This window comes from Gordonia humi, from assembly GCF_014197435.1.
GTDB lineage: Bacteria > Actinomycetota > Actinomycetes > Mycobacteriales > Mycobacteriaceae > Gordonia > Gordonia humi.
Genome location: NZ_JACIFP010000001.1, coordinates 1704903 through 1725851, shown reverse-complemented (window position 1 = coordinate 1725851; position 20949 = coordinate 1704903). Strand labels below are relative to the sequence as shown.

At 69.0% G+C, this 20949-nt stretch carries 16 protein-coding genes; 5 read left to right on the top strand and 11 right to left on the bottom strand.

Going from position 1 to position 20949, the window contains the following annotated elements:
* The first annotated feature begins 6 nt into the window (after positions 1–6).
* The 4 genes from BKA16_RS08020 (at position 7) to BKA16_RS08005 (ending at position 8522) form a co-directional block, all read left to right on the top strand.
* Positions 7–3414 carry a non-ribosomal peptide synthetase gene (locus BKA16_RS08020; RefSeq protein ID WP_183370168.1) on the top strand — a complete coding sequence of 1136 codons (3408 nt, stop codon included), beginning with the start codon at positions 7–9 and terminating at the stop codon, positions 3412–3414.
* The gene (locus tag BKA16_RS08015) at positions 3411–4805 is read left to right on the top strand and encodes a condensation domain-containing protein (protein WP_246371684.1); all 1395 of its coding nucleotides are present in this window, start codon (positions 3411–3413) and stop codon (positions 4803–4805) included. Before BKA16_RS08020 ends, BKA16_RS08015 begins: the two co-directional genes overlap by 4 nt.
* An 88-nt stretch (positions 4806–4893) precedes the next feature.
* A complete protein-coding gene (locus BKA16_RS08010; protein WP_183370167.1) occupies positions 4894–7119 on the top strand; it encodes a penicillin acylase family protein in 2226 nt (741 codons plus the stop codon).
* Positions 7116–8522, top strand: a complete 1407-nt coding sequence (locus BKA16_RS08005; RefSeq protein ID WP_183370166.1) for a condensation domain-containing protein — start codon at positions 7116–7118, stop codon at positions 8520–8522. Before BKA16_RS08010 ends, BKA16_RS08005 begins: the two co-directional genes overlap by 4 nt.
* A 58-nt stretch (positions 8523–8580) precedes the next feature.
* Here the strand turns inward: BKA16_RS08005 and BKA16_RS08000 are convergent, their stop codons facing one another.
* The 8 genes from BKA16_RS08000 to BKA16_RS07965 form a co-directional block, all read right to left on the bottom strand.
* The gene (locus BKA16_RS08000) at positions 8581–10188 is read right to left on the bottom strand and encodes a DUF222 domain-containing protein (protein WP_183370165.1); all 1608 of its coding nucleotides are present in this window, start codon (positions 10186–10188) and stop codon (positions 8581–8583) included.
* A gap of 196 nt (positions 10189–10384) precedes the next feature.
* Positions 10385–11323 carry a carbohydrate kinase family protein gene (locus BKA16_RS07995; RefSeq protein WP_183370164.1) on the bottom strand — a complete coding sequence of 313 codons (939 nt, stop codon included), beginning with the start codon at positions 11321–11323 and terminating at the stop codon, positions 10385–10387.
* A 233-nt stretch (positions 11324–11556) separates the two neighbouring features.
* Positions 11557–12786, bottom strand: a complete 1230-nt coding sequence (locus BKA16_RS07990; protein ID WP_183370163.1) for a wax ester/triacylglycerol synthase domain-containing protein — start codon at positions 12784–12786, stop codon at positions 11557–11559.
* Positions 12783–13031: an acyl carrier protein gene (locus tag BKA16_RS07985; RefSeq protein WP_183370162.1), complete on the bottom strand. Its 249-nt coding sequence runs from the start codon at positions 13029–13031 to the stop codon at positions 12783–12785. The genes BKA16_RS07990 and BKA16_RS07985 overlap by 4 nt, the downstream gene beginning before the upstream one ends.
* Before the next feature lie 48 nt (positions 13032–13079).
* Positions 13080–13883, bottom strand: a complete 804-nt coding sequence (locus BKA16_RS07980) for an ABC transporter permease (protein ID WP_183370161.1) — start codon at positions 13881–13883, stop codon at positions 13080–13082.
* Positions 13880–14680, bottom strand: a complete 801-nt coding sequence (locus tag BKA16_RS07975; RefSeq protein ID WP_183370160.1) for an ABC transporter permease — start codon at positions 14678–14680, stop codon at positions 13880–13882. The genes BKA16_RS07980 and BKA16_RS07975 overlap by 4 nt, the downstream gene beginning before the upstream one ends.
* The gene (locus tag BKA16_RS07970) at positions 14677–15630 is read right to left on the bottom strand and encodes an ATP-binding cassette domain-containing protein (RefSeq protein ID WP_183370159.1); all 954 of its coding nucleotides are present in this window, start codon (positions 15628–15630) and stop codon (positions 14677–14679) included. The genes BKA16_RS07975 and BKA16_RS07970 overlap by 4 nt, the downstream gene beginning before the upstream one ends.
* A gap of 188 nt (positions 15631–15818) precedes the next feature.
* A complete protein-coding gene (locus BKA16_RS07965) occupies positions 15819–16256 on the bottom strand; it encodes a type II toxin-antitoxin system Rv0910 family toxin (RefSeq protein WP_183370158.1) in 438 nt (145 codons plus the stop codon).
* On the opposite strand from BKA16_RS07965, the gene BKA16_RS07960 reads away from it, so the two are divergent.
* On the top strand, positions 16234–16845 hold the full coding sequence (locus BKA16_RS07960; RefSeq protein ID WP_183370157.1) for a DNA-3-methyladenine glycosylase: 612 nt from the start codon (positions 16234–16236) through the stop codon (positions 16843–16845). The genes BKA16_RS07965 and BKA16_RS07960 overlap by 23 nt on opposite strands.
* Before the next feature lie 29 nt (positions 16846–16874).
* Here the strand turns inward: BKA16_RS07960 and BKA16_RS07955 are convergent, their stop codons facing one another.
* From BKA16_RS07955 to BKA16_RS07945, 3 genes are read right to left on the bottom strand one after another with little or no spacing between them, the layout of a single operon-like run.
* On the bottom strand, positions 16875–17132 hold the full coding sequence (locus BKA16_RS07955) for an antitoxin (protein ID WP_183370156.1): 258 nt from the start codon (positions 17130–17132) through the stop codon (positions 16875–16877).
* Between the two features lie 14 nt (positions 17133–17146).
* On the bottom strand, positions 17147–19705 hold the full coding sequence (locus tag BKA16_RS07950) for an HAD-IC family P-type ATPase (protein WP_183370155.1): 2559 nt from the start codon (positions 19703–19705) through the stop codon (positions 17147–17149).
* A complete protein-coding gene (locus tag BKA16_RS07945; RefSeq protein WP_183372955.1) occupies positions 19702–20748 on the bottom strand; it encodes an MBL fold metallo-hydrolase in 1047 nt (348 codons plus the stop codon). Before BKA16_RS07945 ends, BKA16_RS07950 begins: the two co-directional genes overlap by 4 nt.
* Between the last annotated feature and the right edge of the window lie 201 nt (positions 20749–20949).

The window sequence follows — 20949 nt, the reverse complement described above, 5'->3', positions numbered from 1 at the left end:
GTTGACGTGATTTCCCTCGAACAGATCCGCGCCGACGTCACAGAGTTGCTCGACGTCGATCCCGACACCATCGACGACACCGACGATCTGGTGCGCCACGGCATGCACTCGCTGCTGGTCATCAAGCTGACCAGCCGGTGGCGACGCGCCGGCCACCGCGTGCGCAGTTCGCAGTTGGCGGAGACCCCGACGATCGAGGCGTGGGCGCACCTGCTCGGTGCCGAGACCGCCGAGCCCGAACCGGCGCCCGCACCCGCCGCGGCCGCCGACGACGACCCCGAGTTCGGTCTGGCCACCATGCAGCACGCCTACTGGGTGGGACGCCAGGACGGGCAGGCGCTCGGCGGCGTCGCCGCGCACCTGTTCGCCGAGTTCGACGGCGCGGGCATCGACGCCGCGCGTCTGGAGCGGGCCGTCGGCCACGTCGTCGACCGGCACGAGATGCTGCGAGCGGCGTTCGGCGACACCGGCCGCCAGCGAATCCTCGACGCCCCGCCGACACCGGTCTTCAGCGTCGTCGACCTGCGCCGAGGCGGAGACGTCGACGCCGAGACCGAGCGCACCCGCGACCGGATGAGCCATCAGCTGCTCGACACCGCTGCGGGCAGCGTCGTCGAGTTCGTCCTGACCCTCCTTCCGGACGGACGGCACCGCCTGCACCTGGACGTCGACATGCTGGCCGCCGACGCGATGAGCTACCGCCGCGTCCTCGACGATCTGGCCACCGCGTACGAGACCGACGCCCCGCTGCCCTCCACCGAGTACACCTTCCGCGCGTACCTCGCCGAGCGCGGCGGGCACGTGTCCGCCGACGAGTACGACGGCGCCCGCACCTGGTGGCAGGCCAAGGAGCCGACGCTCCCGGACACCCCGACCCTGCCGACCGTTCCGGAGGACCGCCGCGCCGAACCCGACCGCAGCGTCCGCTACCACCACCAGCTGAACGCCGCCGAGAAGGACCGCCTGTACTCGATCGCCTACGACAACGGCATCACCCCCGCCGTCACGTTCGCGACGATCTTCTCCGAGGTCATCGCCCGCTGGTCGACGCAGCAGCGGTTCCTGCTGAACGTGCCGCTGTTCAACCGCGAACCCACCCATCCCAACATCGACCAGGTGGTCGGCGACTTCACCAACTCGGTGCTGATCGACGCGGACGCGCGCACCCCCGAGTCCATGATCGAACGCAGTCGTCGCCTCCAACGCGAGCTGCACGACTGCGCCGGCCACGCCGCCTACGAGGGGCTCGACGTACTGCGCGACCTGGGGCAGCTGCGCGGCGCTCCGGTCACCCCGTCGGTGGTGTTCACCTCGGGGCTGGGCTTCGGCGAACTGTTCTCCGACCGCGTCCGCACCCTGTTCGGCGAACCCGTGTGGATCCTGTCGCAGGGACCGCAGGTGGACCTCGACGCGCAGGTCGTCGAGCTCGACGGCGGTCTGCTGGTCAACTGGGACGTCCGTCGCGACGCACTGCCCGAGGGCGTGATGGACGCGATGTTCGCCGAGTTCCAGACCCTGCTGACCGGGCTGGTGGCCGACGGCGCCGACTGGAACGCCGATCTGTCGATCGCCCTGCCGCCCGCCCAGCGCGCGGTGCGCGACGCCGTGACGTCCACTCCCGCCGTGAGCGAGCCGCGGACGCTGCACGAGCGGTTCTTCGCCGTCGCCGCGAACGATCCCGACCGGGTCTGCGTGGTGACCGCCGACGGCATCGAACTCTCGTACGGCGACGTCGCCGCGCAAGCACGAGCCGTCGCCGGTGCGCTCGTCGCCGACGGTGTCACGCCCGGCGACACCGTCGCCGTGGTGCTGCCCAAGGGGCACACCCAGGTGATCGCCGTTCTCGGCGCCCTCGCCGCGGGTGCGGTCTACCTGCCCGTCGGCGTCGACCAGCCCGCTGCCCGGCGCGAGAAGATCCTGGAACGCGGCGACGTGAAGGCGGTGCTCGACCAGGACGGTTTCGCCGCCGCGACGTCGGCGCAGCCGCTGGACGCTCTCCCGGCCCGCACTCCGTCCGACCTCGCCTACGTACTGTTCACCTCCGGTTCCACCGGCGAGCCGAAGGGCGTCGAGGTGAGCCACGCCGCGGCCGCGAACACGATCGACGCGATCGTCGACGAGTTCTCGCTCACCGCCGACGATCGCACGATCGGACTGTCGGCGCTCGAATTCGACCTGTCGGTGTTCGACGTGTTCGCCCCGCTCGCCCTCGGCGGCGCGATCGTGTGCGTCGACGGCGACGCCGCCCGGGACGCGCAGACGTGGGCGGCGCGGATCGCCGCGCACCGCGTGAGCGTCCTCAACGCCGCACCCGGCCTCATCGGCATGCTGCTGGACACGGCGTCGGCCGATCAACTCGCGAGCCTGCGCACGGTGATCACCGGCGGCGACCGCGTCGACGCCGATCTCGGCCGCCGCGCCCGCGCCACCGTTCCCGGACTGCGTTTCGCCGGACTCGGCGGCACCACCGAGACGGCGATCCATTCGACCGTCTACGAGGTGACCGACGCCTTCCCCACCGCCTGGGACACCGTGCCGTACGGCCGTCCGATGGCGGGCACGTCGTGCCGCGTGGTGAACGAACGCGGCGAGGACGCACCCGACTGGGTGACCGGCGAGCTGTGGATCGGCGGCGCGGGGGTGGCCGACGGCTACCGCGGCGCCCCGGATGCCACCACCGACCGGTTCGTCACCGTCGGCGGCGTCCGCTGGTATCGGACCGGCGACCTGGCGCGCTATCTGCCGGACGGGACCATCGAATTCCTCGGTCGCGCCGACCATCAGATCAAGATCCGCGGCTATCGCGTGGAGCTCGGTGAGGTCGAATCGGCGGCTCGCGCGGTCGACGGTGTCGATGAAGCGGTTGCGGCCCTCATCGACGGTCGACTCGCGCTGGCGGTCGCAGGCGGCTCAGCCGATGCGGTCACCGCGGCACTGGACGATGCACTGCCCGACTACATGGTTCCCGAGGTGGTGCATGTGGTGGACGAGGTCCCGTTGACGGCGAACGGCAAGATCGACCGCGCCGCGATCCGGGCCGGGCTCCGGCGCGCCGTCGCGGGCAGTGCGGTCGGCGAGTACGTCGCCCCCGAGACCGGTGTGGAGGCGGCCGTCGCCTATATCGCCGAGCAGGTCCTCGGTGTGGAGCGCCTCGGCGTGACCACCGACTTCTTCGACGCCGGCGCCAACTCGATTCTGGCGACGACGTTCGTCGCGAACATCCGCAGCCTGCTCGCGGTGGAGGGGGTGGGGATCACCGCGGTGTTCAAGGCCCGGACCGTGCGCGGCTTCGCGACACTGCTCGAAGAGCGCGAGCAGGTGCCCGGGCAGTTGGCTCAGGTCGCCGAGATCTTCCTGGAGGTGGCGGGTGTGGCGGCTCCCGCCGGTGCACTGGTGGGAGCCGACGACCGATGACCACCCTGGACGACCTTCGCGCGGCGATGGCCTCGCGTCTGTCCGATGCGGGGATCGCCGTCGACGGCGGCGTCCGACCGCGCCGCGATCGGGAGCGCGCTCGGATGTCGTTCGCGCAACGGCTGGTGTGGTCGCATCAGCAGCGCGTCCCCGACAGCACGGCGAACAACATCTGCCTCACGTTCACCTATACCGGCGACGTCGACGCGGACGCCCTGCAGCGGGCGCTGCTGGCGGTGGTGGAACGGCACGAGATCCTGCGGACCACCTACCACGCGGGCGACGACGAACCGTTTCAGCGGATCCACGCCGAGCTCGGGCCCACCGTGGTGACCGTCGATCTGACCGACGCCACCGATCCGGACGCCCGGCTGCGGAGTATCGTCGCCGACGCCGCGACGGAGGTCTTCGACCTGGAGACCGAGTCGTCGATCCGGTTCACGTTCGTGACGATGCCGACGGTCGACGGGGCACCACGGCTCGCGGTGGTGATCGCGATGCAGCACATCGTGTGGGACGGCATGACGTTGCCCGCGATGGCACGCGACGTCGGGCGCTTCTACGAGCAGGCCCGCGCGGGCGAGATCACGGTGGACGCGTTGTCGCCGCAGGTCGCCGACTTCGCCGAAGCCGAACGCGACCGGTTCGACGCCGCCGACCACAGCGGTGACATCGCATTCTGGGAGGAACGGTTCCGCGGCGACGTCGCGCTTGCGGCACTGCCGTACGACCATGCTCCGGAACGCGGGTCGGAGGTCAGCGCACGCGTGGACCGGACCCTGAGTCCAGCGGCGGAGGCCGGTCTGCGCTCGTGGGCCGCCGAGCTGCGGACGCCGCCGTTCTCGGTGTTCCTGACCGCCTACTACCTCGCGGTGCGCGAGCTGTCCGGCCGCGACGATGTGCTGATCGGCACCACCGTCGCCAACCGCGAGGAGGACGGTGCGCAGGCGTTGATCGGGAACTTCAGCAACCCGATCGCGCTGCGCATCCGCCCGGACGACGGCGTCGGCTTCGACGATCTGGTGCGGCACGTCCGCGCCGTCACCGACGAGGCGTTCGCACACCGCGAGTTCCCGTTCGACGAGATCGTCGAGATCGCACGCCGAGTGACCGGTGATCCGGCCGCCCACCCGTTCGACTCGCTGGTCCTGTTCCTCGACCAGAAGATCGACGGCATCGCGCTCCCCGGAGCGTCGATGACGTGGGAACTCGCCGACAAGGGCCGCCTCGCGCTGCCTGTGACCGTCGAAGCGTTCATGCACCCGGATCGCACCGAAGTGCAGATCGGCTACCGCGTCGAGCTGTTCGACGCGGGCACCGTGGAACGACTGCACGATCTGATCGACGCGGCGCTGAGGACCGCTGCGCCCGCTTCCCGTTCTCCCCGCTGATATCGAGTAGTCCGAGCCGGTAGGCGCGGACGCGCTCAGTCCCACTGGCTACTCGACCGACGGGTAGCTCACCACGAAAGACCCTCCCATGACATCCATCCTCCGCGACTCCCACGGCATCCCGCACATCAGGGCGGCTTCGGCCGCCGAGACGATCTACGCGCAGGGCTGCGCAACCGGCGTCGACCGCGCCTGGCAGATCGAATTCCTGCGTCTGCGCGCCGAGGGCCGCACCGCGGAGGTGTTCGGTCCCGCGGCCGTCGAATGGGATCAGTTCGTCCGACGAGCCCAGCTCGACCGTGCCGCCCGGCGGATTCACGACGCGTCGTCGTCGCGCACCCGGAGCCTGCTGCGCGCCTACGCCGACGGTGTGAACCGGTCGCACGAGCAGGCGACCGCCGTCGAGTTCGACGAGTTCGATCACCGGCCGAGCGCGTGGAGTCCGTGGACGCCGATCGCCGTCTTTCTCGTGCAGCACCTGATGTTCGGGCGATTCGCGACCAAACTGTGGCGTCTGCACGCGTGCCGGAGGCTGGGGCCGGAGGCGTTGTCGCTGCTCAACACCGAGGCGAGCGAACCCGCACCGAGCCGCGCACCCGCGATGCCCACGACGGAGTTCATCGACGAGCTGCTGCGCCTGGTGCCGGTCGGCGGAGCCGACGACGTCGAACTCGACGTTCCGCCGCTCGGCGACGCGATCTCCGGCAGCAACGCGTGGGGCGTCGCGTCGTCGATCGGCGGCCCCCTGATCGCCGGTGACCCGCACCGGTTCATCGAGATCCCCGGCGTCTACCAGCAGTGCCATCTGGCGTGCGACGAGTTCGACGTCGTCGGTTTCGCGTTCGCGGGCGTTCCGGGGCTGCCGCACTTCGCACACGCCGGGTCGGTCGCGTGGGGCATCACGAACGCGATGGCCGACCAGCAGGACGTGTACGTCGAACAGATGCGGCGCGACGGCGGAGTCGTCGTGGTGCGCACCCCTGACGGCGAGCAGACCTGTGACGCCTGGATCGAGCGGATCCGAGTCCGCGGCGGCGATGCGGCGGAGGTGGAGATCATCGAGACCCCGAACGGTTCCATCGTGTTCGGCGGCCCGGACGACGCGTGGTCGATGAGCCTGCGGACGCCGATGCTCACCGATGCGGCGTCGACCTTCGACGCCGTTCTCGATCTGCTGTTCGCATCCTCGATCGCCGAGGTGGAGCGCGCGCTCACCGGATGGGGCGAGCCGGCGAATCGGATCGTCGTCGGCGACTCGTCGGGGCGCGTCGTGGCGCATACGGTCGGTCGTCTCCCCCAGCGCGCCGATGAGAACTACTGGCTTCCGGTACCGGGATGGGACGAACGCTACGCCTGGCAGGGCTACGCCGATACGTCGCTGACCGGCTACGACGCCGAGGTGTCGGGCTTCGCGGTGATAGCCAACCAGAGGATTCCGGACTGCCCTCCGATGCAGCCGATCACCACCGAATGCTCCCCCGTCGCTCGAGCCGCACGGATCGGCGAACTGCTCGCGGCGACCGACTCCGTGTCGGCGGATCAGTGCGCCGCCATCCACCGCGACGTGGCGAACGGCCCGGCGGCGTCGGTGATCGCTCTCCTCGACGGACTCGCGGGCCTGAGCGACGACGCAGTCGCGCTACGCCGGCGCCTGCGCGCGTGGGACGGCGCGATGAACGCCGACAGCGTCGACGCGTTCCTGTTCGCCGAGTTCCGCAGCCGCCTCGTCGTCGCGATCACCGCTGACGATGCGCTCGCGCCACTCGCCGAACCGAACGGCTTCCCGTCGTGGACGGCCCCGTACTTCGTCGCGGGCACACGGATCGCGGCCGGGCTCGACGCCGTGGTCGCCGGGGCTCCGCGCATCGGACTGGACGTGCCCGCCGTCGCCGCGCGCGCACTGGAGCAGGTGGCGGCGGAGTTCACCGGCACGACGACCGCCTGGGGCGACGTCCACCGGCTGGCACCGTTTCACGGTATGGACTTCGCCGGTGTCACCGCGTCGTTCCCGGAGCTGTCGAAGCTGGTGCGCCCCGAACCCGCGCCTCTCGGCGGCGACGCCGAGTGCGTGTTCGCCAACGCGAGCGCCGTCGGCTTCGCCCACGTGTGCCGTCTCGGTTCGGTGGCCCGCTACGTGTGGGACGTCGCCGATCGGGACGCCAGTCGTTGGATCGTTCCACTCGGTGCGAGCGGCGACCCGTCGTCCGACCATTTCCAAGACCAGTTGTCGACGTGGGCGCGCGGCGAGCTGATCGACGTCGTCACCGATTGGGACGCGCTGGCAGCGACGTGCGCTTCGGAGGAGATCTCATGAGCATCCTGTCCGACGCCCAACGCGACCTGATGCGGCAGCGATTGGCTGCCGCGGGCATCGAAGCACCCGCCGAGCCCGATGCCGCCCCCGAGTCCGTCGCCGCCGACGGTTCGCTCGGGATCGCCGAGCGCCGGATGTGGAAGATCTACGAGATCGATCCGGAGTCCGACTCGCACAATTTCGCCGTCGCGCTGACGTTCGGGGCGCCGTACACGATCGAGCAGATCGTGACGTCGACGGAGCGGACGATCGCGTCGTCGCGGGTGGTGGGCTCCGTGATCGAGGTGTCCGGCGACGCTCCGCGCCGGGTGCCCGCACCTCGCGAGGGCCGCTGGACGGTGCCCGGCCGGGTGTGGGAGTTCGGTGACATCGCCGCCGACGTCGCCGCGTCGCCACAGCTCGTCGCGCAGGCCCCGTTCGAGTTGACACGCGAGCAGCCGTGGCGGGTCCGCATCCGTCGACTCGACGACGGAACGGTGTCGATGCTCCTGGTGATCCACCACATCGGCGGGGACGAGACCATCCTGCCTCCCGTCCTGACCGCCCTGGTCTCGGGCGAGGCGGCGTCCTGGTCGGGCGGCGGCACCGCGGTCGATCCGTCCGCGCGCACGGGCGCGCACGCCGACGCCGCCGTGCGGCACGCGTGGGCCACATGGGCTGCCGAGGGCATCCGCTATCCGCTGTCGGGCGAACTGCCGTCGACCACACCGGAGGAGAGCTGGGTGTCGGTGATGGGCGAGGGCCGCGGAGCACTGCTGCATCGTCGTCTGTCCGACGACGTCGTCGCTCGGCTGATCGCCTTCGCGCGGGAGGTGGACGCGACGCCGAATTCGCTGTTCGTCGCCGTCTCGGCGCTCACCGTGTACGCCGTGACCGGCGCCGACGACTTCGTGATCCTGGTGCCCGCCGACAACAGAGGACCCGCTGAGACCGTCGACGAGGTCGGCTACTCGGGCAACATCGTCCCGATGCGCTTCCGCTTCGGGCTCGCCGGAACCGTCGGCGACGCCCTCCGTTCCGCGGTCGCGACGGTCTTCGAGGCGATGGAGCACTCATCGGTCGACTACGGCACCGTCCTCACCGCGCTGCGCGGCGCGGGCGGACGATTCCCCGTCGCCGAGATCATGACGCTCGTCAAGAACGCGCCCCTGCGCGGCGTACCGATCCCCGCAGGCGCGCATGTCACGTGCGAGACCGTGTTCAAAGACGTCGTCCATTACCCGTTGAGCATCTCCTTCGAGTTCGACGAGCACGACGCCGTCCACCTCGAGCTGGAGTATCGAACCGACGTGCTCGACGAGCGGTACGCGGAGCGGGTGGCCGATGCGGCCGAAAGACTGACCGCGGGACTGCCGGATACGGCGGATACGCCGCTGACGTCGCTACGGGCCGTAGACGCATAGGACTGGGCGACCGCAGAACTCGCACTCGTCCGCGACGCTGTGGCCGCCCGCCGCCGGGTCAGAAGGGCGGTTCGCCCCAGTCCGCGAATTCCGCGTTCGGCATCGGCATCGGCACACCCGCACGGGCGCGGCGGTTCGCCGCCCGGATCCTCATCCGATACCGATGCTTGGCCCGCGTCCGCGTCAACGAACGCACCGGCCCCGAACCCACATCAACCGCATCGACATCAACCGCATCGACATCAACCACCCGACCCGGATGCGAACACGGCAACAACCCCAACTCCGGCACCAACCACGAATTCAACGCCCGAGCCCGCACCGTGATCCCCTCCGGCGTCGTGATCTCCGTCCACACCACACCAGTCGCATCAACGATCAGATCATCGACCCACCCGCGAACATGAGTCTTCAGCCCATGATGGAACCGACAGCGCGGGACGAGATTGCACGGACACGTCGGACCACCAGCCGCCGGATCCGCATGATCGTATTCCTGGACATGGTCCAAGTCGCAGTTCCACGCGGCCTCGACACATCCGATCACCGAGCACTCACCGTGCAGTGCACGCACCGCGGTATCGCACGCCGCCGTCGGCCGGTACCCGTCGGCGGCCTGCGCGGTCCCGTTCATCAGCTCACCCACATCCAAGGTGCGGGCGGTGGTGTCACCCCGCTGCGCGACCTCGCGAGCATGCTCGGCCGAGATCGGACCGAACCCGTCGAGGAACGCCGGCGTCTCCGAATCACCCTCCAGGGTTTCGCGGCGGGCGATCACATGCAGCACGATCTTGCTCGCACGCCCGGCGATCTCCTCCTCCGACAACCGAGCCGGACAGTCATCCTCACCACACCGACAGGTGAACGGCACACCACGCAGACGAGCGATCGCCGCATCCGAGCGACGCACCTGCTTACTCCGCGGATCGTCCTCGCACACCCCGTCGACAACAGCGTCGAGTGACTTCGACGCGAGTTCGACATCCTCGGCGGCAGCAGTGACCGATAACTCCGACAGTTCCGCATCGACCGGAGCCGTGACGACCTTCTTCCCGACCTTGGCCGCCTCCCGAGCAGCCAGCGCCGCATCAACGTCGTACTCTGCGACGACACCGTTGACCGTCATCACCACGCGGCTCGCCGACAGAGCACCCATCTCCCGCAACCGCGCCGCGGCCTCGTGATCGATCACCGCGAGAACATCCTCATCGAGCACACCCTCGGTCTGCGCCAACGCGGCGTGAAACCAGCCCGGCGTCACCACCCCATCACGCATCAGCGTGCCCAGTTCGGGGACACGCTCCACCATCGAGATCGCCCGATCAACGAACCGCTCCGCAGTGAACTGCCTACTACCGGTCAACACCGCATACGAGGCCGCGGTCTGGCACAGCGGATCGTAGACCCGCGAGAACGAGTCCACACCGACCTCCGACGCCGCATCGACGGCGGCAGCGACCTTGCCCTCCCACACCCGGTAGACCGCGACGTACCGCTGCCACAGGATGAAACCCTGAAACGAATCCGACCGCGCCGCGAACTGCAACAACGCCGCCTGATCGACATCAGCACCCTGCGCCGTCTCCGGCATCGCGATCCGAACGATGATCGCACCATCCTCGACCGCGATCGTCGAGGCTTTCTGGTCCCCCAACGTGGTGTGCATCCCAACCCCCATGATCGAACGTACATTCGATTATAGTGAGATGTGTCACCCTTAGTCAAGGGGTGTTTCAGACAGGAAGCACGGCGAAGCGGCCTGCAATAGGAAGACCAGACCCCGTCCCCTGTCACATCGATTCTCGCCCGTTCGTCCGCGATGCCGCGTCCGCGAGTGGACGGCCGACGGTGCCGAAGCCCTCTCAGAGATCCGTGATCCGCGGCGGATCGGCACCCGGCCGCGAGACGGTGACGGCCGCGGCTCTGACGGCGAAGCCGAGCACGTCGGCCCACGCGTCCGACGACATCGCCCGCACACCGCCGACCGTCAGCTCGTGTTCCAGGTGGAGTCGAGCGAGCAGCGCGCCGAGAACGGTGTCACCGGCGCCGATGGTGTCGACGACCTCGGCTTTCACACCTGGAGATCGGACGACGCCGGACGAGGTGACCGCCGCGATCCCGTCCGCGCCCAGCGTCACGACGACGGCCTCCGCGCCCGCCTCGATCCAGGACCGCACCACGGGAAGCACGTCGTCGAGCGTCGACTCCTCCGCGACGTCGGCCAGCCAGGCGATGTCGTCGATCGAGGCCTTCACGATCGTGGTGTGGGCCAGCCGCTCAACGAAGCGGGCACGGTACGCGGCCGGGTCATCGATGACTGCGGCGCGGATGTTCGGGTCGACGACGGTCACCCGCCCAGCCGCGGATTCGCGCGCAAGCACGGCGTCGTACACCGACGCTCCCGGTTCCAAGACCATCGACAACGTGCCGAGCACCACCGCGCGGACGTCGTCGGGCAGCGGCCCGGGATCGGCGACGAGCCGGTCCGCGGTGCCGTTCACGTAGAAGCCGTAGCGGACCGCGCCGGGATCGGAGGTGTCGGTCACGGCGAGCGTCGTCAGCTCGTCCCCGCGCTGCACGAGGTCGAGGTCCACTCCCTCATCGCGCAGACGCGCGGCCAGGGAGTTCCCGAAGCCGTCGGTCGAGATCCGCGACAGGAACCCGGTATCGGCGCCGAGTCGGGCCATGGCGATCGCCGCATTGAACGGACCGCCGCCCAATGCCGGTCGCAGCGCCGCCGATCCGTCGCCGGCCACGGTCGGCACCAGGTCGACGAGTGCTTCACCACCCACGATGATCATGTGTCACAACACCTCCGAGTCGAGGCCCGGTGCCCCGACAACGGTTCGATGCTATCGACATCGGACTCGACCGGTACCGCGATCACCGCGCGCAGACGGGACGTGTGCTCGGAGCCGGTCACTATACGAGGTCGGCTCCGAGCAGAGGTTCCATCCACGCGAGCAAGACCACGGCTGGTCGAGCCGTTCGACGCCGCAGGGGAGCCGGAGTCGAAACCCTCGCGGCACAGCTCCTACGCCTGCCCGATCACCTCGCCGAGCACCTCGACCAGACGCGCAGCGTATCCCGGCAGAGCATCCGGGTCGGCGATCACGCCGAGCGTCGTGCGTGCGCCGAGGATCAGACCGGTCACCGACAGCGAGTAGCCGATGAGCGGCGAGAACGCGGTCAATCGTGTGATCGGTCGGCCCAGGACCGAACGGACCTGTGTGAACCCCGGGTTGATGCCGATGTGCACGTCCGGACTCATCCGCTCCATCGACGAGGCGACGATCTGCCGCATATCGGCCCATGCGATGTCGGGTCCGTCGTCGGTCGCGGCCAGGGCCAGTCCCAGATCGCGCTCCTCGATGAGCTTCAGCTCGTCCCGGGCCCGCGCGATCTGCGCGTCCAGATCCGACACCTCACCGGGCAGGTTGAGCAGTGCGACGGCGACGGCGTTGCCGGTGTGCCGGAACGACGGGTCGAGGGTCACCGGCAGGTTCACGCGGATGTTCCGTGCCGTCGTACCCGTCGGCGGAGCGATGCTCAATGCACTGCCGATGGCCGCGACGAGGAACTCGTGGACCGACGCTTCGTGGGCGCGGGCGGCTCGCCGCAGATCGCGGGTCGACGCCGAGAACACGGCTGTCTCGCGTCGGCCGCCGTCGGTGAGCGTCGGCCAGCCGCGCCCCTCGACGCCGTCGGCCCACTGCTGCTCGAACGCCGCGCGCGCGGCGGCCAGCCTGTCCTCGTCGGGGGCGCCGACGCGGAAGCGGGGCGAGGTGGCGAAGCGATCGAAACTCGACAGGTCGTCGGAATCGGCGAGGAGAGCCGCGAACGCGGCGCCGGCGATCCCGTCCGACAGACTGTGATGCACGGTGAGCAGCAAGTATTGGGAATCGGTCGACGTCAGCAGAGTCAACCGCCAGTACGGATTCGGCTGCGGCAACGGCTGTTCGAGGATCGCCGCGACGCTCGCGTGAACGTCGTCGAACCGCTCTTCGGTGACGTGTGCCGCCACGTCCACATCGTCGGCGACGACGATCTCCGGCGCGTCGTCGCGTCCACCGCGCACTCCGATCCGGAACAGCTCGTACCCGGCGATGCGTTCGGCCGCCCGGGCACGCACGGCGTCGAGCGTCAGCGGATCTCCGTCGCCCAGTTCCAGCAGCATGCCCCAGTGACTCGGCGCGCCCGGCCCGTCGGTGTGCAGGAAGGTGAAGTCCGTCGGCCCGAACTCGGCGACTCCGGGAGCGGTCACGGCGTGAGAGCCAGTTTCGCGCGGACGACCTCTTCGAGGTCACCGACGGTCTTCGCGTCGAAGATCTCGCGCTCGGCGAGCTTCACACCGAGCTTCTCCTCGATGGCGACGACACCGATGGCGAACGCCACCGAGTCCATGCCGAGGTCGTCGACGAGGCGAGACTCCTCGGTGATCCCGTCGACGGGTAGGTCGAGGTCCTCGTCGAGGATCTGCTGTAGGGACTCGCGCACGGTGTCGGACATCGATTACTCCTTGTTGAGGGTCAGCGCTGAGGGGTCAGCGGCAGAGGATCAGGAGCCCTGCGACGCGCGACGGTATCCGCGCACGGCCAAGGGCCCGAAAACGGCGAGCAGACCGATGGTCCACACGATCGTCGCCACCAGCGGACCGGCGACGGCCCCGCCCTCGGTGAGGCCTCGGATCGCATCGATCGCCGGACTCATCGGCTGGTTGCGGACCACGGGCTGCAACCAGCCCGGGTACTCCGACACCGGCGCGAAGCCGCTGTTGAAGAACAGTAGGAACAGGAAGACGCCGCCGAGCAACTGCACCGACTGGATGCCCGATGCCACGGTCGCCAGCGCGATCACGGGTGCGGCGACGCCGACAGCGAAGATCATCGGGACGATCCACGCGCCGAACGCCGAGGCGACGCCCTGTTCGAAGCGGAAGCCCATGGTCGCCGCGACGGCGAACAAGATGATCGTCGCCAGCCCGGTGCGGACGGCCTCCGCGGTGAGCCGGCCCGCGATGAAGCCCCAGCGGGACACCGGGAGCGTCCACATCCGCGACAACAGTCCGCTGTCGCGTTCGGCGATGAGGGTCATGGCCGTGGCGATGGTGCCGTACAGCGCCCCGACCAACGCGACCAGCCCGGTGTTGCCGTAGACGCTCTCGCCGGAGCCCAGTGCGGTGACCGACTTTCCGAACACCAGCTGGAACATCAACAGCATGAACGCCGGGAAGGCCACGGACTGCACGACGATGCCCGGGTCACGGCTCCACGATCGTAGAAGCGTCGCGGTGTGCACGACGGTCTGGACGAGAGGTCCGACGGTCCGTCGCGCCTGCCAGGTCTGGTCCACTGCGGTCATCGGGTGGCCTGCTTCCGTGCGACGGCGATGGCGGCGATCCCGCCCGCCACGAGGAGTCCGACCGCCCAGCAGATCACCGCGGTCGGATCGAGGTCGGCTCCGGTCGACAGGGCGCGCAACGCGTCGGCGAACACCGACAGCGGCTGGTTCCGGACGAACGGCTGGATCCAGCCGGGGAAGCTCGCGGCCGGCACCAGGCCGGTGGAGGCCATGATGAGGATGAGCTGCGGGATCATCAGTAGGCTCGCGACGGCGAGCGAACTCGCGGCGACCGTGCCCGCGGCATCGGTGAGCAGACTGAGGGCCAGTCCGAACACGACGACCAACAGCAGGAATCCGATCGTCTCCCCCGCCGAGCCGTGGAAGCGGAAACCGAGGGAGAACCCGACGATCAGCCCGCCGCAGATCGCCAGGCACATGCGCGCGACGATCCACACCATCCGGCCGAGGATCGGTGCGATCCGCGGAATCGGCAGACTCATCAAGCGTTCTCTGACGCCGGCGCGCGCATCGGCCCCGGCCACTTCTGTCGCGGTGATCGCCGTGAAGATCCCGGTCTGCAGAAAGATGATCGGCATGAGGAATTGCGCGTAGTCACCGCCCGCCACCTCGAATCGCCGGTGCAGCGGGACGTAGAAGCAGAGGAAGAACACGATGGGACTCAACATCGCGAACACCGCGTCGCCGCCGCGGACCGCCGCCGAGATCTTCTGTCCGGCCAGAGTCGCCGTCGCCGAGACCAGTCCGACCGAGCGTCGCGGCGTCTGAGTCTGCGCCGCGACGAGAGTCGCCGTCACGGCGCACCGACCCCGGTGAGTTGCAGGAACACTTCGTCGAGCGACGGTTGGCGCAGACCGATGTCGACGACGTCGATCTGCGCGGCGTCGAGTGCGGCGATCACGTCGAGCACCGTCGACTTGCCGTCGGGTGCGCGCACGACGACCCGGGGATGTGTGACGGTCGACGGATCGTCGGACTCGATGACGTCCACTCGGCTCAGTGCGTCGAGCGTGCGCGGGAGATCGTCACGTCGAACCAGGCTCATCTCGCACACCGCCGCCCCGGCCTGGCGCTTCAATTCGCCGGGAGTCCCCGATGCGACGATCGCGCCCGAGTTGAGCATGACGATGGTGTCGGCGAGACGGTCGGCCTCCTCCAGGTACTGGGTGGTGAGCAGCACGGTGATGCCGTCGGCGCGCAGTCCCGCGACGGTGTCCCACACCGCGGCGCGGCTGCGGGGGTCGAGCCCGGTGGTCGGTTCGTCGAGGAACAGGACCTCCGGACGCGTGATGAGGGCGCTCGCGATGTCGACACGGCGTCGCATGCCGCCCGAGAGCGCTCCGACACGGCGGGAGCGCACATCGGCGAGATCGAATTGGTCGACGAGATCGTCGATGCGGCTCCGCAGGGCGCCGCCGCGCAGTCCGGTGAGACGTCCGAACACCGACAGGTTCTCCGCCGCGGTGAGACTCTCGTCCATCGATGCGTACTGTCCGGTCAGGGAGATCAGCTCGCGGACCTTCGCCGCCTCGGCGACCACGTCGTGCCCGGAGATCCGTGCGCTGCCCGCGCTCGGACGCTGCAGTGTCGACAGAAGCGTGACCGTCGTCGTCTTCCCGCTGCCGTTCGGCCCGAGCAGTCCGAGGATCTCTCCCTGCGGGACCTCGAACGAGACCCCGTCCAGCGCGGTGACGCTGCCGTACGTCTTGGTCAGATTCTCGACAGAGATCGCGATGGGCGCAGGCATCCCGCAGTCCCTTCAATAGACGACATTCACCAACAGCAGGTAACACTAATATAGGTGAGCCTAACCAATAGTGTCAGGGTTGGCTAGAGGCGGATCCGCTGAGACACACGGTGTCTCGACGCGGTCGTCGTCGCGATTTCGATCGGGCGCCGCACAGACCCCGTCTGTGCGTGAGGCGAGGTCTGCGCTCAGGCGAAGAGTGCGGCGAACTTCTCCAGCGAGGTGTGGATGTCGCCCTTCACCGCCATCGCCGCGGCCTTTCCGACCGGCCCCATGAGGGGCAGTCCACCGAGGTCGATGAGGAATCCGATCTGCGAGCCGTCACCGTCGGGCTTGATCGTCAGATCGATCTTGGCCTTCACCCCGCCCTTGCCCGCGCCCTTCAGCACCACTTCGCGCGGACGGTCGAACTTCTCGATCTCCCACGCGAACCGCACCCGGGTGCCCTTCGCCTTGACCACCGACGACACCGTGAGTCCTCTGCCGATCTGATCGGCGGCCGGGAGGGGGCTGCGCCAACCGTCGTGCAGCACCAGCCACTCCTCGTAGCGGGACAGGTCGGCGGCCGCCGCGAAGGTATCCTCGGGCGACAGATCGACATGAATGGAGTCACTCGTCTTGGCCATGGGAACAGAGCCTAGCGTCTGCGGCGACGCGCGCCTGCTACTCGGTCGCGTCCTACGTTCACACGGCGTGTCGGCGATGATCACCGAAGTGGAGGCGTACGACGGGCCGCGAGACCCGGCGTCGCACGCCTACACCAGAACGCCCAGGTCGGCGACGATCTACGGACCCGAGATGCGGTTGTACGTCTACCAGATCCACGGTCATCACTGCGCGAACGTGGTCACCAGTCCCGAAGGCGAGGGATCGGCGGTGCTGATCCGCGCCGGCCGGATCGTCGACGGAGTCGACCTCGCGCATCAACGGCGTCAGGCGATGGTGGACGACGATCTGCTCGGTCGCGGCCCCGGCAACCTCGCCAAGGCGCTGGGCATCACCAAGGCCGATCTGGGCACCGATCTCACCGTCGACGACGGCGTGCACCTCGGCCCGCATCTGGAACACCCGACGACGATCTGCTCGGGCCCGCGCGTGGGCGTCCGACTGTTCGCCGACGAACCGTGGCGCTTCTGGATCGACGGCGAGCCGTCGGTGTCGGTGTATCGACGGCATCCGAAGGCCGGAACGACGCGGACCGGGCCCGCCGACTGAGTCGACGGGCCCGGTCCGGGGTCGGTCGCTCAGTTCTGGTCGTTCTTGTTCACGCCGTCGTTCTTGGGGGCCTCGCCCTTGGGGTCGCCGACCTTCGGGTCGCCGCCCTTCGCGGCGTCCTTGTTCTCGGCGCCGACCGCCTTGCGAGCGGCGTCCTGCGCCTTGTCGACCTGCGAAGCGAACTTTCCGCCGGTGGCCTTGTCGACGGCGTCGCCGCCCTTCTCGATCAGGTCCGGGTTCGATTTCAGCGCGTTCTTGGCCTTGTCAACGATTCCTTTGAGGTCCATGCGGCGAAGTATAGTCACGCGTCCTGCAGGTCCGCCGCCCGACGACGCTCGAGCACCCGGCCGAGCACCCGGCTCGAGATCTCGATGGCAGCACAGCCGACCGCCGCGCAGACGAGCGCGACGAGCATCATCCCACCGTTCGACGAGTCGAGGTGGAACATGCGCTGGCTGAACGGAACCGTGAAGATCAGCACGTAGGCGAGCACCGAGACGGCGATCAGCAGGTACTTCCACCATGTGTACGGACGGGCGACCACGGCCAGCACGTACACCGCGCACGCGATCATCACCGCGAGGGTCGCCGTGGCCGCCTGCGTCTGCTGCGCGCCGATCGCCTGCGACGCGCCGATGATCGCGGCGGAGGTGTCCGACGGCGCGAGCAGGACGTCGCCGGTGTAGCTCGCGACGGCCGCCGAGTAGTCCCGGTTGACGAACATGAAGCAGATGAAGGTGGCCAGACCGATGATCAGCCCGTTCGGTATCGCCTGGGTCAGGACGCGGCGGACGAAACCTTCCTTCGCGCGTTCGTTGTTCGGTGCCAGCGACAGGATGAACGCGGGCACGCCGATCGTGAACCACGCGGAGATCGTGACGTGGATCGGCTGGAACGGGTAGCTGATCGGCGCGAGGTCGAGTGCCTTCACGACGAGGCCGCCGACGCCGACGAGCAGGGCGAGCAGCACCGCGTACACGGTCTTGGTCAGGAACAGATTGGAGACGCGCTCGATGTTTCCGATGACGCGTCGTCCCTCGCCCACCACGTACGGCAGGGTGGCGAACTTGTTGTCCAGCAAGACGATCTGGGCCACCGAACGGGCTGCCGACGATCCGGACCCCATCGCGACACCGATGTCGGCGTCTTTGAGCGCGAGGACGTCGTTCACACCGTCGCCGGTCATCGCGACGGTGTGGCCCTCCCCCTGCAGCGCGGTGACCATGGCGCGCTTCTGGTCCGGACGGACTCGCCCGAACGCCTCGGCTCCCTCCACCACCCGGGCGAGCTCCTCCTGCTCGGTCGGCAGTTTGCGGGCGTCGACGGCGTGCTCCGGATCGCCGAGGCCGAGCGACGACGCGACCGCCCCCACCGAGAGCGCGTTGTCGCCGGAGATCACCTTGACCTCGACGTTCTGCGATTCGAAGTATTCGATGGTGTCGCGGGCGTCCGGACGCACCCGCTGTTCCAAGACGATCAGCCCGACGGGGGTGATCTCGCCCGGCAGGTTGGATCTCGACTCCGACGCCCCTGAGCCGGGTCGACCGGCGCCATCGGTACGGGACGGTTCCGTGTCGACGAGGACGTCACAGGTGGCCACGAGCAGGATGCGCAGGCCGGTCGAGCCGAGTTCCTGTGCGAGCTCGGCGATCCGCGACTCGGGGTCGAGGAGGACGTCGGGTGCGCCGATCAGCCAGTTGCCCCGGTCGGCGCCGTCGGCGTCGACGAACGAGATGCCGGAGAACTTGTTGGCCGAGCTGAACGGCAGCACCGCGGACGTCGACCATCCCGGCGCGTCCGGGTACGCCTCGGCGACGGCCTGGATGCTGGCGTTCGGGCGCGGGTCGGCGGCGGCCACCGCGGCCATCGCCGTCTGTACGAGGGCGGGGTCGACGGAGTCGTCGACCACGCGGATCTCCGAGAGACGCATACCGTTCTCGGTGAGCGTTCCGGTCTTGTCGGTGCACACCACGTCGACGCGGGCCAGCCCCTCGATCGCGGGCAGCTCGTTGACCAGACACTGGCGTTGGCCGAGCCGGATGACGCCGACCGCGAAGGCGATCGAGGTCATCAGGACCAGACCCTCGGGCACCATCGGCACAAGCGCCGCCACCATGCCGAGCAACGCGGTCTTGAGGCCGTTCTCACTGATGAAGAGCTGATTGACGATGGTCAGTACACCGGCCGGGATCAGCAGCCACGTGATGACCTTGAGGATCTTGTCGATGCCCGACCGGAGTTCGGACGAGACCATCGTGAACTTGCTGGCCTCGGCGGCGAGCTTGGCCGCATAGGCGTCGGCGCCGACCTTGGTGGCCCGGTACGCACCCGATCCGGACACCACGAAGCTGCCGGACATGATCTCGTCGCCCAGGTCCTTGTCGACGGCGTCGGCCTCGCCGGTCAGCAGCGACTCGTCGATGTCGAGGGCCTCGGACTCGACGGTCTCGCCGTCGACGACGATCTGGTCGCCGGGCCCGAGCTCGATGATGTCGCCGAGCACCACCTCGGCGGACGGCACCTCCTGCGCGACGCCGTCGCGCCGCACCATCGGACGCGCCTGGCCGACGATCGCCAGGCGGTCGAGCGTCTTCTTGGCGCGGACCTCCTGGATGATGCCGATGCCGCTGTTCGCGATGATCAGCAGACCGAACAGACCGTTGATGAACGAACCGGTGAATGCGACGATCGCGAACAGCACACCGAGGATCGCGTTGATGCGGGTGAAGACGTTCGCCTTGACGATGTCGGCGACGCTGCGACCCGACTTGTCGGGGGTGACGTTGGCCTGCCCGGCGGCCTTGCGCTCGGCGACCTCGGCCGAAGTGAGACCGGGCAGCCGGTCGGTCGTCGTGCTCATACGTGTCGCTCCCACCAGGTCGGATCGTCGAAGGCGGTCCCGGCGCGGTCGATCACGTCGAGGGTGGAACCGGGGCGGGGGACGCACACGTCGATCCCAGCCGATTCGGCCGCCGGCAGCAGACGCTGGACGGGGTCGCCCCACGAATGCCGCGCAAGGTTGAAAGTACCCCAATGGATCGGGATCATGAGCGATCCGCGGCCGCCCCCGTTCACGAGATCGTGCACGGTCACAGCCTCTTCGGGGTTCAGATGGATGTCCGGCCACAGGTCGTCGTAGGCGCCGATCGCGATGAGCGTGACGTCGAACGGCCCGTGACTCTCCCCCACCTCGCGGTACGACTCGGTGAATCCGGTGTCGCCGGAGAAGAACACCGAGTGCGACGGTCCGGTGATCGTCCAGCTCACCCACAATGTCTGGTTTCTCGTGAAACCGCGCCCTGAGAAGTGTCGCGCCGGAACGGCGCCGAAGGTGATCGTCGTGCCCCGAACCTCGAGCGCGACGTCGCCGTGCCAGTCGGCCGTGCGGATCCGCGCCGCGTCCACACCCCACGACACCAGGTGCGCATCCACTCCGAGCGGGGCGACGAACACCGCATTCGGCTGCGTCTTCGCGATCGCGGTGACGGTACCGGTGTCGAGGTGGTCGTAGTGGTCGTGGCTGATCAGCACGACGTCGACGGGCGGCAACTCACGCGCGCGCACCGGCGCGCCGTGCATCCGCTTGGGTCCGACGATCTGCGACGGCGAGCACCGCGCACTCAGCACGGGATCGCACAGCACGCGCACTCCGTCGACGTCGACGATCTCGCTGGCGTGCCCGAGCCAGGTGATCGACAGTTCCGCGGGCGCCGCGGGAGCGACGGGACGCAGCACCGGAATCACCCCGGACGGGCTGCCCGGACGCCGGATCATGTCGATGAGCGCGCCGGGACCCGGCCCGCCGTCGACGACGGCCGCGGCCTCCCGATTGGCGAACACGCCGCCGGAGAGATTAGGCGAGTCCGCGGTGGCGGCGGCGATCGCATCCGACGACGCACCCATGGCGCGCAACGGTCCAGGGATCAAGGTCACGACTGCCAGGCTAGCCGAGGCGCCCGGACGCTCGCCCGCACCGGGCGCAGACGCCGACGGGCACGATCGATGCGGGGGCGTGAGGTCCAAACGGGCGACAGCGAACGGGGGCCTGTGTCATGATCTATCTGAAGTTGATCGATCGATCCATTCAAGCCGACGAGAGGTACG